This window comes from Streptomyces malaysiensis subsp. samsunensis, from assembly GCF_024519315.1.
Lineage (GTDB): Bacteria > Actinomycetota > Actinomycetes > Streptomycetales > Streptomycetaceae > Streptomyces > Streptomyces malaysiensis.
Genome location: NZ_JANIIC010000039.1, coordinates 1 through 12,365, shown reverse-complemented (window position 1 = coordinate 12,365; position 12,365 = coordinate 1). Strand labels below are relative to the sequence as shown.

The 12,365-nt window shown below is 71.6% G+C and carries 11 protein-coding genes; 8 read left to right on the top strand and 3 right to left on the bottom strand.

Features of this window, described 5'->3' with window-relative positions; genetic code table 11:
- Positions 1-144: 144 nt before the first annotated feature.
- Positions 145-375, bottom strand: a complete 231-nt coding sequence (locus tag NQU54_RS29270) for a hypothetical protein (RefSeq protein WP_069875133.1) — start codon at positions 373-375, stop codon at positions 145-147.
- A gap of 442 nt (positions 376-817) precedes the next feature.
- Positions 818-1,495 carry a phosphate signaling complex protein PhoU gene (phoU, locus tag NQU54_RS29265; RefSeq protein ID WP_257633730.1) on the bottom strand — a complete coding sequence of 226 codons (678 nt, stop codon included), beginning with the start codon at positions 1,493-1,495 and terminating at the stop codon, positions 818-820.
- A 314-nt stretch (positions 1,496-1,809) separates the two neighbouring features.
- Between phoU and phoR the strand changes: the two genes are divergently transcribed.
- Both phoR and phoP read left to right on the top strand, forming a co-directional pair.
- Positions 1,810-3,108 (top strand): two-component system sensor histidine kinase PhoR, encoded by a 1,299-nt coding sequence (gene phoR / locus NQU54_RS29260; RefSeq protein WP_257633675.1) that lies wholly within the window; start codon positions 1,810-1,812, stop codon positions 3,106-3,108.
- On the top strand, positions 3,105-3,785 hold the full coding sequence (phoP, locus tag NQU54_RS29255; protein ID WP_037960596.1) for a two-component system response regulator PhoP: 681 nt from the start codon (positions 3,105-3,107) through the stop codon (positions 3,783-3,785). Before phoR ends, phoP begins: the two co-directional genes overlap by 4 nt.
- Positions 3,786-4,015: 230 nt before the next feature.
- Here the strand turns inward: phoP and NQU54_RS29250 are convergent, their stop codons facing one another.
- Complete coding sequence (locus NQU54_RS29250) at positions 4,016-4,723, bottom strand: DUF461 domain-containing protein (RefSeq protein WP_069875129.1); 708 nt, start codon at positions 4,721-4,723, stop codon at positions 4,016-4,018.
- Between the two features lie 600 nt (positions 4,724-5,323).
- On the opposite strand from NQU54_RS29250, the gene NQU54_RS29245 reads away from it, so the two are divergent.
- The 6 genes from NQU54_RS29245 to NQU54_RS29220 all read left to right on the top strand — a co-directional run bounded on the left by NQU54_RS29245 (position 5,324) and on the right by NQU54_RS29220 (position 12,249).
- Positions 5,324-5,806, top strand: coding sequence for a CarD family transcriptional regulator (locus NQU54_RS29245; RefSeq protein WP_009716930.1), 483 nt, complete (start codon positions 5,324-5,326; stop codon positions 5,804-5,806).
- Positions 5,807-6,115: 309 nt separating this feature from the next.
- Positions 6,116-6,910: a 2-C-methyl-D-erythritol 4-phosphate cytidylyltransferase gene (gene ispD / locus NQU54_RS29240; protein ID WP_257633674.1), complete on the top strand. Its 795-nt coding sequence runs from the start codon at positions 6,116-6,118 to the stop codon at positions 6,908-6,910.
- Positions 6,900-7,391, top strand: a complete 492-nt coding sequence (ispF, locus tag NQU54_RS29235; protein WP_257633673.1) for a 2-C-methyl-D-erythritol 2,4-cyclodiphosphate synthase — start codon at positions 6,900-6,902, stop codon at positions 7,389-7,391. The genes ispD and ispF overlap by 11 nt, the downstream gene beginning before the upstream one ends.
- A 210-nt stretch (positions 7,392-7,601) precedes the next feature.
- A complete protein-coding gene (cysS, locus tag NQU54_RS29230) occupies positions 7,602-9,002 on the top strand; it encodes a cysteine--tRNA ligase (RefSeq protein WP_079258069.1) in 1,401 nt (466 codons plus the stop codon).
- Positions 9,003-9,162: 160 nt separating this feature from the next.
- Complete coding sequence (rlmB, locus tag NQU54_RS29225; protein WP_257633672.1) at positions 9,163-10,113, top strand: 23S rRNA (guanosine(2251)-2'-O)-methyltransferase RlmB; 951 nt, start codon at positions 9,163-9,165, stop codon at positions 10,111-10,113.
- A 414-nt stretch (positions 10,114-10,527) separates the two neighbouring features.
- Positions 10,528-12,249 carry a DoxX family protein gene (locus NQU54_RS29220; RefSeq protein WP_257633671.1) on the top strand — a complete coding sequence of 574 codons (1,722 nt, stop codon included), beginning with the start codon at positions 10,528-10,530 and terminating at the stop codon, positions 12,247-12,249.
- The last annotated feature ends 116 nt before the right edge of the window (positions 12,250-12,365 follow it).

Here is a 12,365-nt window from a genome sequence, read left to right as displayed (position 1 = left end):
TACGGCGCGGATCGACACCGCTCCAGCGTTCGGCACCGGTCCCCACGAGGGGAGGGACCGGCGCCGGACGTTGTGGCGGTTATGTCGTCCGATATGCCATTTGGCGCGGCATCAGGTGCGTCATCCGATACGTCATCCGATGCGTCACCTGGGCGCGGCGGGCCAGTCGTCGGAGCCGCCGCCGTTCCATTCGATCAGCTCGGGGTTGTCGAGGGGTGCGTCCTCTTCCATCACACCCGCACGGTGCAGGAGCCGCCGGAGCTCGTCCGCGCTCACCACCACCCCGGCGTCCTGGCCGTCGATCAGCACAAGGCGGCGGCCGTCCAGCGGTTCGTCCACCACCACACGAGGCGCGGACGGGGTCTTGTCCTCCATAGGTCCAGGCTCGCCGCTTCCGGCCCCGACCGCACCTCGGGCGGGACGCGCCGCCGGGGCCCGCGCAAGAGGAGTCCGGGCGACACGACAGGGCCCGGGAGCCACGACAGAGGGCCTGGGACCGGTCACCGGTCCCAGGCCCTCTGTCGTGTCGGTTGTGTCGGTCGTGCCGGTCGTCTCGGCCGGGCCGAGGTCAGCCGCAGTTGCCGCCGCACTGACACGGGCCGCCGGACTGGCAGCCACAGCCGCAGCTCGAGCCGCAGCCGCAGGCGCCGACGGGGTGGCCGACGGGGTGCGTCGGAGCGGGTTCGGGCTTGGAGAGGTCCGCCATGCGTCTCCTCCTCGGGAGGGGTCATGTCACCTGCCGCCCATGGTGCCGACGACCCGGCGGCCGCGCGCAGGGGCGCGTCGACGGCGCTTCGATGCACGCCGTCGCGGAGGCTCACGCCCCTTCGACGTCTCCCTGCGGGGCGATCTCGTCGGCGTGCTCACCGGTGACCAGGTAGACGACGCGCTTGGCGACCGAGACCGCGTGGTCCGCGAACCGCTCGTAGTAACGGCCCAGCAGCGTGACGTCCACGGCCGTCTCGATGCCGTGCTTCCAGCGGTCGTCCATCAGGTGCTGGAAGAGGGCGCGGTGCAGCAGGTCCATCGCGTCGTCGTCCTGCTCCAGCTGGAGCGCGAGGTCGACGTCCTTGGTGATGATCACCTCGGCGGCCTTCGCCATCAGCCGCTGGGCGAGCTGGCCCATCTCCAGGATCGTGGCGTGCAGATCGTGCGGTACGGCCGTGTTCGGGAAGCGGAGCCGGGACAGCTTGGCGACATGCTGCGCGAGGTCGCCGGAGCGCTCCAGGTCGGCGCTCATCCGGAGGCTGGTCACCACGATCCGCAGGTCGGTGGCGACCGGCTGCTGCCGGGCGAGCAGGGCTATCGCCCGTCCCTCCAGGTCCCGCTGAAGATCATCGACCTTCTCATCGGCGGCGATGACGCTCTCGGCGAGCTTGAGGTCCGCGTCGAGAATGGCGGTGGTGGCACGGCCGATGGCCGAACCGACGAGCCGGGCCATGTCGACCAGGCCGTCCCCGATCGAATCAAGCTCCTCGTGGTACGCGTCCCGCATCATGACCTCTTTCACTGACTCTCGGTGACGATCTCTGACAGATTTCCGGCAGATCTCCGTGGCTCATGCCCCCGGGGGCCCCACACTTCCACGCTCCGGCCGAAACGCGTCCGCTTCCGGCATCGGGCGTTAATCACACCTGACTCCCGGGTGAACTCTCGGCAACGCACCCCCGGCTCACCCGTGTGACACCGGCCTGTCGAAACGTCCGGAGTGAACCGATACCGACGCCCCGGTGAACTCTCGGCAACGTCTGACCGAGGGGATCGCCACAAGGCTGTGGAGCGGTCTCACCACCCGCATAACCTGGACGCATGAACGTGAACGCGGCGATCGCCGCAGTGGCGGCGCTCGCCGGGTTGTGCACCGGCGTCATCGCCATGCTGGCGTTCCGCTGGAGTGAGCGCGAACAGGCGAAGCCTACGCGCTCCTCGCTGCATACAGACGCCGTGCTGCCGCCCGGCGTGGACACGGTGCTTTCGGTGCTGCGTTCCTCCGCCGTCGTCCTCGACGAGGCGGACGCCGTCGTCAAGGCCAGCTCGGCCGCGTACGCACTGGGCCTGGTGCGCGGCGGCAAGCTGGCCGTCGAGCCGATGCTGGCGATGGCCCGCGACACCCGGCGGGACGGTGAGATCCGGCAGATCGAGCTGGATCTGCCGCGCCGAGGCACCGGCCGGGGCGGCGACGCGCTCGCGGTCTCGGCCAGAGTGGCTCCGCTGGGCTCCCGGCTGGTCCTGCTGCTCGTGGAGGACCTCACCGAGGCCCGCCGGATCGAGGCCGTACGGCGCGACTTCGTCGCCAACGTCAGCCATGAGCTCAAGACCCCGGTCGGCGCGCTGTCCCTGCTGTCCGAGGCCGTGATGGACGCGTCCGACGACCCGGAGGCGGTCACCCGCTTCGCCGGCCGGATGCAGGTCGAGGCGACCCGGCTGACCAGCCTGGTCCAGGAGCTGATCGACCTCTCCCGGGTGCAGAACGACGACCCGCTGGAGGACGCCGAACCGGTCCGGGTGGACGAGCTCGTCGCCGAGGCCATCGACCGGTGCCGCCACCAGGCGGGCACCAAGCAGATCACGATGGCCACGGGCGGCACCGCCGACCTGCACGTATGGGGCAACCGAGGCCAGCTGGCCGCCGCGCTCGGCAACCTCGTCGAGAACGCGGTCAACTACAGCCCGGCCCGTACCCGGGTCGGTATCGCCGCCCGCCGCATCCCCGCGGCCGGCGGGGATCTGATCGAGGTCGCCGTGACCGACCAGGGCATAGGCATCTCCGAGAAGGACCGCGAGCGGGTCTTCGAGCGCTTCTACCGGGTCGACCCGGCCCGCTCGCGGCAGACCGGCGGGACCGGGCTCGGGCTCGCCATCGTCAAGCATGTGGCCGCCTCGCACGGCGGAGAGGTCACCGTGTGGAGCGCCGAAGGACAGGGCTCCACCTTCACCCTGAGACTCCCGGAAGCCGGTGCGGCGAGGGACCGGGACCGCTCGCGGAGCCAGACGCGCGAGTCGAGCGAGTCGTACGAGACCGGAGCGGACCTCGATGGCGAGGAGCACGGCCGGCCGTACGAGACCTTCACCAATGAACCACTCTCAGCCCCGGAGGTCCTTCCGTGACCCGAGTTCTGGTCGTCGAGGACGAGGAATCGTTCAGCGACGCGCTGTCGTACATGCTTCGCAAGGAGGGATTCGAGGTCGCCATCGCGACCACGGGCCCCGAGGGCCTCGATGAGTTCGAGCGGAACGGCGCCGACCTGGTGCTGCTCGACCTGATGCTGCCGGGCCTGCCCGGTACGGAGGTCTGCCGCCAGCTGCGCGGCCGGTCCAATGTCCCGGTGATCATGGTGACCGCCAAGGACAGCGAGATCGACAAGGTGGTCGGGCTGGAGATAGGCGCCGACGACTATGTGACCAAGCCCTTCTCCTCGCGCGAGCTGGTCGCCCGGATCAGGGCCGTGCTGCGCCGCCGCGGCGAGCCGGAGGAGGTCACCCCCGCGGCCCTGGAGGCCGGACCGGTCCGGATGGACGTGGACCGCCATGTGGTCACGGTCGGCGGCGGCAAGGTGGACCTCCCGCTCAAGGAGTTCGACCTGCTGGAGATGTTGCTGCGCAACGCGGGCCGGGTGCTGACCCGTATGCAGCTGATCGACCGCGTCTGGGGCGCGGACTATGTGGGCGACACCAAGACGCTCGACGTCCATGTCAAGCGGCTCCGGGCCAAGATCGAGCCCGACCCGGGCGCGCCTCGTTACCTGGTGACGGTGCGGGGTCTGGGCTACAAGTTCGAGCCGTAAGAACCGGGCCCCGGCCCCGGACCGCCGGACGGAGTCCGGCACGGCGTCCCGAAGCCCGTGCGGCCCGTCAGGGCCGAGCGGTGCGAGGGGCGCACGGGGAAGGGGGCTCGGGCCGTGAACCACCGGGCATGAGCCGCGGAGAACCGGCTCATGCGCGAGGGCGGCCCTGGAGGGCTGGAGAGCTCCAGGGCCGCCCTCGCGCATGCCCGCGCGGGTCCAGGGGACCCGTGTCAGTGATCGGTGCCGTTCGGGTTGGGCTCGCCGGAGGCGATGCCGTTCGGGGCGCCGCTGCTCGCATCGGTGCCCGGCTGGCCGCTCGCCGTACCGCCCGGCTTGTTGCTCGCCGAGCCGGACGGGGTGCCGCTGGGCGTGCCACTGGGCGTACCGCCGGGGGTCGCCGAGCCCGACGGCTTGGCGGTCGGCAGCTCGGACGGGCCCCAGCCCTCGAAGTAGCTCTTCGCCGGGACCACGAACGCGGTGATCGGGACATTGCCGGTCGAGCTGAGGTCGAAGACGATCCGCTGCGCGTTGCCGTCCTGGGCGGCCTCGCGCCCGTCGCTGATGACGGCGGAGGCGTTGCCCTTGCCGCCGAAGGCCACCGAGCCGCCGGCCGGGACCACGACCGGGCCCTTGCCCTTGGCCGGGGAGAGCTTCACCCGGGCGTCGGTGCCGGGGAGGGAGACGGCCTTGACGGTCTGGTCCTTCTTGCCGTTGTTGAAGAGCCTGCCGGTGACGACGGCCGGGCCTACGGCCTTGCGGTCCGGCTGGGTCACCACGGTGGCGTTCTGGATCTTGATATCGCCGACAGCGGTCGCGGCGTTGTCGGGCTTGACCCCCAGTGTCTGCGCGTCTTTCCCGGCTCCGCAGGCGGAGAGCGGGGCGACCGAGACCACGATGGCGGCTGCGGCGAGGGCGCCGCGTCGAAGGCTGCTGCTCACGGCGGCGGCATCTCCTAGGACGAGGTAAAGGTTGGATCAGCGCGCTTAGATTACCGATCCGCCCTCTTCGGCCCGCACCCGACCCGCCTCAAGGCGACCGGGCCCGGGGTGGGGCACTCGTGCGATCCCGGTTACCGGGTGGGTTACGAGGTTCGGGTGTGCCTTACAAGGCGGGTGTGACACCGTCCCGAATATCGGCTCGACGGGTCGCGCTGGAGATTATCGGTAAGGAATCCATGCATGTCCGAGAATTGATCACAGACTTGATCCGCTCTGCGTGATCAAGTTCGTGATCAATTCGCGAATCGGTGCCGGATCCCCCGCTCCTGATCCGAACGGAGTAGCGGAAGTCCATCGACCGGACTCCGGCAAAACGGGACGTACGACCACTCGTCGGGGCCTCTTCCGGTACGTAACGGGCGGGTTTCCCGGTGCCTGGACAGCCGCTCCCACCTGCGAATACCCGGTTCCGCAGGCTCCGTGCAGCACGTTCGTGCCGCACTTGTCAAGCCCCGAGATATGCCCTGACCTGCGAAAACGCCATTCAGAAGAAGGCGTTCCCGTGTTACCCTGGATAGCCACGGAAGGGGTACCTGTCACATGACGTTCAAGGTTGGCGACACCGTGGTCTATCCCCATCACGGGGCCGCGCTGATCGAGGCCATCGAAACTCGCCAGATCAAAGGCGTGGACAAGACCTACTTGGTGCTGAAGGTCGCTCAGGGTGACCTGACGGTTCGTGTGCCGGCGGACAATGCGGAGTTCGTCGGTGTGCGTGATGTGGTCGGCCAGGACGGGCTGGATCGGGTCTTCGAGGTGCTGCGCGCACCGTATGCGGAAGAGCCGACGAACTGGTCCCGTCGCTACAAGGCAAATCTCGAGAAGCTCGCCTCCGGCGATGTGATCAAGGTCGCCGAGGTCGTGCGTGACCTGTGGCGCCGAGAGCGTGAGCGCGGACTCTCCGCCGGTGAGAAGCGCATGCTCGCCAAGGCCCGCCAGATTCTGGTGAGCGAGCTCGCTCTCGCCGAGAGCACCAATGAGGACAAGGCCGAGGCCCTGCTCGACGAGGTTCTCGCGTCCTGACATATCAATGCCGTGGTGCCCGAGTGACTCAGACCTGATCCCGCCAAGTCTGTCGCCGGGCGCTGCGGCATGCGTACCTGCCGGACGCTGTGATCCCTTGAACGCGATCTCCTGAGCCCCCGGTCACCGCACCCTGTGCCGATGGGTGCATCCGCGCCACGGTGCGCGGTGTAGAGCGGTGTAGAGGTGTGCCGGGCCCGGGCAGCTGGCTCGACCAGTCGTCACGGAAGGGGCCGGTCGGGGCATCGCGCCCGGCACGCTGTGGCCATACCCATTTCGGCTGAGGAAGCAAACCTGAACGCCAACTCAATGTCCGCAACCCAGGATCACGGCGGCTCCGGAGCGTCCGGTCGAACCGCCCGTACCGCCGCCGTGATCCCCGCCGCGGGCCGCGGAGTGCGGCTGGGTCCGGGCGCCCCCAAGGCGCTGCGCCCGCTGAGCGGCACGCCCATGCTCGTCCACGCCGTACGGGCGATGGCCGGATCCCGTTCCGTCTCCCTCGTCGTCGTGGTCGCCCCGCCGGACGGCGCCGACGAGGTGCGGCTGCTGCTGGACGCGTATCCGCTGAGCGGCAGCCTCACCCACACCACCGAGGTGGTGGTCGTGCCCGGCGGCGAGACCCGCCAGGAGTCGGTGCGCAAGGGGCTGGCCGCCGTCCCCGAGACCGTCACCACCGTGCTGGTGCACGACGCGGCGCGGCCGCTGGTGCCGGTGGACACGGTGGACGCGGTCGTCGCCGCCGTACGGGACGGGGCGCCCGCCGTCGTGCCCGCGCTGCCGCTGGCCGACACCGTGAAGGAGGTCGAGCCGCGCACCGGGGAGCGGACCGGTGAGCCCGAGCCGGTCGTCGGCACCCCCGACCGCGCCCTGCTGCGCGCCGTCCAGACCCCGCAGGGCTTCGACCGCGCCACGCTCGTGGCCGCCCACGAGAAGATCGCCCTGGAGGGCGACGGTGCGACGGACGACGCGGGCATGGTCGAGCGGCTCGGCGTCGAGGTCGTGGTCGTCCCCGGTCATGAGGAGGCGTTCAAGGTGACCCGGCCGCTGGACCTGGTGCTGGCCGAGGCGGTCCTGGCCCGCAGGAGGGCGAACGATGGCTTCTGACCCGGTGGTGCTCCCCCTGGTGGGCATCGGCACGGATGTGCACGCCTTCGAGAAGGGCCGTGAGCTGTGGTGCGCGGGGCTGCTGTGGGAGGGCGAGACGTACGGTCTGGCCGGTCACTCCGACGGCGATGTGGCCGTGCACGCCGCCTGTGACGCGCTGTTCTCCGCCGCCGGGCTCGGCGATCTCGGCGCCCACTTCGGCACCGACCGCCCCGAGTGGTCCGGCGCCGCGGGCACCACGCTGCTCGCCGAGGCGGCCCGGATCGTCCGGGACGCGGGCTTCGGGATCGGCAATGTGGCGATCCAGGTGATCGGCGTACGCCCCAAGATCGGCAAACGGCGCGAGGAGGCGATCAAGGCGCTGACGGCGGCGGTGGGCGCCCCCGTCTCGGTGTCCGGTACCACCACGGACGGTCTCGGTCTGACCGGCCGCGCCGAGGGCCTCGCGGCGATCGCGACGGCGCTGGTGTTCCGGCGGTAGCGCCTGTATCGCGCCAGCAGTGCCCGTATTGCGGTGGTGCACCCGTATCCCGGCGGTAGATCCGGCGCTTTCCGGCGGTGGCGCCGGCGCACGGGAGGCGGGGGTGCGCGGGCGCGTCCGGAGTGTCACGCGCGTCCGGAGTGTCACGCTTCGGTGTCCCCGTGGTCGAAGGAGCACGGGGCACCGTTCGCTTCCCACTACCCTTGATGCGTGACTATTCGCCTGTACGACACCAGCGCCCGGCAGATTCGTGACTTCGTCCCGCTCAGGCCGGGCTGTGTCTCGATCTACCTGTGCGGTGCCACCGTGCAGGCCGCCCCGCACATCGGGCACATCAGGTCGGGGCTGAACTTCGACATCATGCGCCGCTGGTTCGCCTACCGCGGCTATGACGTGACGTTCATCCGCAATGTCACGGACATCGACGACAAGATCATCGCGAAGTCGGCGGAGCAGAAGCGCCCATGGTGGGCGATCGGCTACGAGAACGAGCGCGCCTTCAACCAGGCGTACGACATCCTCGGCTGCCTGCCCGTGACCTATGAGCCGCGGGCCACCGGTCATGTTCCCGAGATGATCGAGATGATGCGGGAGCTGATCGACCGGGGTCATGCCTATGCCGCCGAGGGCAATGTCTACTTCGATGTGCGCTCGTTCCCCGAGTATCTGAGGCTCTCCAACCAGGATCTGGACGGGCTGCGCCAGCCCTCCGGCGAGGGCGAGACCGGCAAGCGCGACCCGCGCGATTTCGCCATGTGGAAGGCGGCGAAGCCGGGGGAGCCCAGCTGGGAGACCCCGTGGGGGCGCGGCCGCCCCGGCTGGCACCTGGAGTGCTCGGCGATGGCGCACAAGTACCTCGGGCGCGCCTTCGACATCCACGGCGGCGGCGTGGACCTGATCTTCCCGCATCATGAGAACGAGATCGCGCAGGCCAAGGCGTTCGGCGATGACTTCGCCGCCTACTGGGCGCACAACGCCTGGGTGACCATGAGCGGCGAGAAGATGAGCAAGTCGCTCGGCAACTCGGTGCTGGTCTCCGAGATGGTCAAGCGCTGGCGTCCGATCGTGCTCCGCTACTACCTGGGCACCCCGCACTACCGGTCGATGATCGAGTACAGCGAGGAGGCCCTGCGCGAGGCGGAGTCGGCGTTCGCGCGGATCGAGGGCTTCGTCCAGCGGGTGACCGAAAAGGCGGGGAAGGCCGTCCCGGCGGCGGCCGAGGTGCCGCCCGCCTTCGCGGAGGCGATGGACGACGACCTCGGGGTGCCGCAGGCGCTTGCGGTCGTCCACACCACCGTCCGCCAGGGCAACTCCGCCCTGACCGCCGACGACAAGGAGGCGGCGGTCGCCCGGCTCGCCGAAGTGCGGGCCATGCTGGGCGTGCTGGGCCTCGATCCGCTCGATGAGCACTGGGCGGGCGGTTCGGACCGCGGCGAGGATCTGCACGGCGTGGTCGACTCCCTCGTCCGGCTGGTCCTGGAGCAGCGGCAGGCCGCGCGGGCCCGTAAGGACTACGCGACGGCGGACGCGATCCGCGACCAGCTCCAGCAGTCGGGTCTGGTGATCGAGGACACCCCGTCCGGACCGCGCTGGGAGCTGGGTCAGCGCTGAGGCCCTGACCTCCGGTGTTGTGCCGCCCGGCGCCCCGGGCGGCACACTTGTGACCGTACAAATGACCGCACAGACGCCTTCGACCACACAGATGTGTGACGTTCGACGTTCGAGCCGCCTGCTGAGCAGCGCCGAGCAGTGAAGAGACAGGTGACCATTCATGGCCGGCAACAGCCAGCGCAGGAACCGCCGTACCAGCAACAAGAAGGGTGCGACGGTCGGCAGCGGCGGTAAGCGGCGCCGGGGCCTCGAGGGCAAGGGGCCCACCCCGCCCGCCGAGATGCGCAAGGGGCACGTCAAGCAGCGGGTGGCCAACGCCCGCGCCCGCCAGGCCGCCAAACGGCCCGTACCGCGCCGCGGCGGCAAGGGGTCGAACGAGATGGTGGTGGGCCGTAATCCGGTCGTCGAGGCGCTGCGCGAGGGCGTTCCGGCGAACACCCTGTATGTGCAGCAGTTCATCGACAGCGACGACCGGGTGCGCGAGGCGCTGAAGCTGGCCGCCGACCGCGGCGGCATCCACCTCATGGAGGCCCCCAAGGCCGAGCTCGACCGGCTGACGAACGGACTGAACCACCAGGGCCTGGTGCTCCAGGTCCCGCCGTACGAGTACGCCCACCCCGAGGACCTGAGCGCGGCCGCCTTCGACGAGGACGAGGACCCGCTGATCGTCGCCCTCGACGGCGTCACCGACCCGCGCAACCTGGGCGCGGTGGTCCGCTCGGTGTCCGCCTTCGGCGGCCACGGCGTGGTCGTACCGGAGCGGCGCGCGGCCGGGATGACCGCGGGCGCCTGGAAGACCTCCGCGGGCACCGCCGCCCGCACCCCGGTCGCCCGCGCGACCAACCTCACCCGGACGCTGGAGGCTTACCAGAAGGCGGGCCTGATGGTGGTCGGCCTGGCGGCGGACGGCGAGGTCGAGCTCCAGGACCTCGAAGCGCTGGACGGCCCGGTCGTGATCGTCGTCGGCAGCGAGGGGAAGGGGCTCTCCCGGCTGGTGGGCGAGACCTGCGACCTGCGGGTGCGGATCCCGATGCCGGGCGGCGCGGAGTCGCTCAACGCGGGTGTGGCGGCGGGCGTCGTCCTCTACGAGGCGGCACGCCGCCGGGCCTAGGCGGGGCGGGGGTCTGTTGCGGGCTGCGTTACGGGGTTGGCACGGGCCGCCGCGCGAGCCCCGGCAGGGGTGTGCGCCGTCGGCCTCGACCGGTGGTCGCGCGGCCGCGCGGCCGGCTGTGGTCCGGTCGTTGTCCGGCCGCCGTCCGGCCGTCGTGGCGACGTGGTGCGGCCGTGATGCGGGCTCGGTGCGGGCTCGGTGGAGTCGTGGTGCGGTCGCGGCACGGGCTCGGTGGAGTCGTGGTGCGGTCGCGGCACGGGCCCGGTGGGGCCGTGGGCCGGGCGTGGACGCCTCCGTAAGGACCTGGCCTCCGGGCGATGATCTTGACGGGCCTCGGACAGATCGGGACGTCCCCGGCAGTGTCTTTCCCGTCCGTCACTCGGTTAGTTGGGCGTGGAGACCAGAAACGCCCGCATGCCTTCGCCCCTGGCGGGACGCGCGCGGGGATTTGACGACGAGCCACAGCTGACCATGGCCAAGGTGCCATGCGATCCGGCGCAGGTCGCCGTCAACGCCCCGAGCTTCCGGGTGCAGCTCAGCACGCCGGTCGTCAGCAGCGCGCTGGCGGACACGACCCGGCTCGCCCGCGTCCCGGCCCCGGGCCGGCGCCGGCCGCCCGTGGTGTGGAGCGGCCGCACCCGCCCCGGCGGGGACACCGCGGCGACCCGGCTGCTCCAGGCCGTGCGGTACTCCGCCGAGGGTCCGGCCGACACTCTGTCCGACGGCCTGAACGACCCTCTGGGCCGCTCCCGGTCCGGCGAGGGCGCCGATGACGTGGTGGGCGCCACGCAGGTGCTGCCGCGGATCGCCTTCGACGACGACACGCCCACGGTCATCGGCCCGCGCAGCCCCCATACGGACAGCGTGCCCCGGTCGTCCGGCGGGCGGCGGCGCCCGGGCGCGGACGGCCCGGCCGCGGCGGGCGGGGCGAGCGCGGTGGCCAGGGCGGCCGGGGCGGAGCGGCGCGGCGCGTCCTCCGTGAGGCCGGGCGCCACCGACGGCGATGGGCAGGAGCCGGGGCGCGCCCCGCTGCCGCGCCCGCGCCGCCACTCCGAGTCCGTACGCCACGCCTACTACCCCGGGCGCCGGATGAACCTCGGCGTCGTCCTGCTCCCGCTGCGCATCTTCCTCGGCTTCATCTGCGTCTACGGCGGGATGGGCAAGCTCTCCGACCCCGTCTACTTCGACGGCGGCGAGCGTGGCTCGATGGTCACCTGGCTGCGCACGCTGCACCCCTGGCCGATCGCGGAGCCGCTGCGCGACCTGGCGCTGGAGCATCCGGTGGGCGCCGGGCTGACCGTGGCGTTCCTCCAGATCGTGGTCGGCGTGCTCACGGTGCTCGGGCTGTGGCAGCGGCTGGCCGCCGCGTTCGGCGCGCTGCTGTCCGCGGCGCTGATCGTCACCGTGAGCTGGCGTACGGTGCCGGTCTACGACGCGCCCGACATCATCTACCTCGCCGCCTGGAGCCCGCTGATCATCGCGGGCGCGCCGGTCTACTCGGTGGACGCCCGGCTCACCGGCGAGGCATGGCGGCGGCTCGGTCCCCGGGCCGGGCTGTGGGAGCTGCGGCGGCGGGTGCTGCGCCGCGGCGGCGTCATGGCGATGGTGGTCGCCGGGCTGACGCTGCTGATCGGTTCGATGCTGGGCGCCGCCGTACGGTCCTCGGAGGTCGTGAAGGCCCCGGAGCCCAGCGATCTGCCGACGAACAACCTGCCCGGCTCACCGCTGCCCAGCAAGCCCGCGGAGAGCCCGCGCGGCGGGCAGCGCGGGCCGGTGGGCACGGGCACCGGATCGGCCGACGCCCCGTCGCCGCGTGAACGGCTGTCGCGCCACCCGGAGCCGTCCGCCTCGGACACCGCGGCGTCGACGTCCTCCTCCGGGGTGCCGAGCGCCGAGGAGTCGGCGTCCGGCATCTCCGGCCGCCCCACCGGCGGATCGCGACCGCGCCCGGGCCTGGGGACCACCCCTCGCACCCCACGCCACCCCCTCGCCCCGACGGCGGACCCGTCGTCGCTGGGCGGCGCCGGGGGAGGGCTGTCCGCGGGCGGCCCGGAGGGCGGCCCGTCGGAGGAGAACACGTACAGCAACACCGACCCGGCCGCCGAGGAGGCCGCCTTGGGCGGCCTCCTCGGCTGAACCGGGGTCCGTACGGCGCGTACGGCGTTTGTCCGACCTGCACGGCGCTGCCTGGGCCTAAGGCTGTCTGGCCCGTACGGAGCGGCCGGCGGCGAGGCCGTGGGCGGCGGGCGGCC

Coding starts and splice junctions, on each gene's coding strand:
- NQU54_RS29270 (WP_069875133.1), bottom strand. CDS start 375: ATGGAGGACAAGACCCCGTCCGCGCCTCGTGTGGTGGTGGACGAACCG.
- phoU (WP_257633730.1), bottom strand. CDS start 1,495: ATGCGGGACGCGTACCACGAGGAGCTTGATTCGATCGGGGACGGCCTG.
- phoR (WP_257633675.1), top strand. CDS start 1,810: ATGAACGTGAACGCGGCGATCGCCGCAGTGGCGGCGCTCGCCGGGTTG.
- NQU54_RS29245 (WP_009716930.1), top strand. CDS start 5,324: ATGACGTTCAAGGTTGGCGACACCGTGGTCTATCCCCATCACGGGGCC.
- ispD (WP_257633674.1), top strand. CDS start 6,116: ATGTCCGCAACCCAGGATCACGGCGGCTCCGGAGCGTCCGGTCGAACC.
- ispF (WP_257633673.1), top strand. CDS start 6,900: ATGGCTTCTGACCCGGTGGTGCTCCCCCTGGTGGGCATCGGCACGGAT.
- rlmB (WP_257633672.1), top strand. CDS start 9,163: ATGGCCGGCAACAGCCAGCGCAGGAACCGCCGTACCAGCAACAAGAAG.
- NQU54_RS29220 (WP_257633671.1), top strand. CDS start 10,528: ATGCCTTCGCCCCTGGCGGGACGCGCGCGGGGATTTGACGACGAGCCA.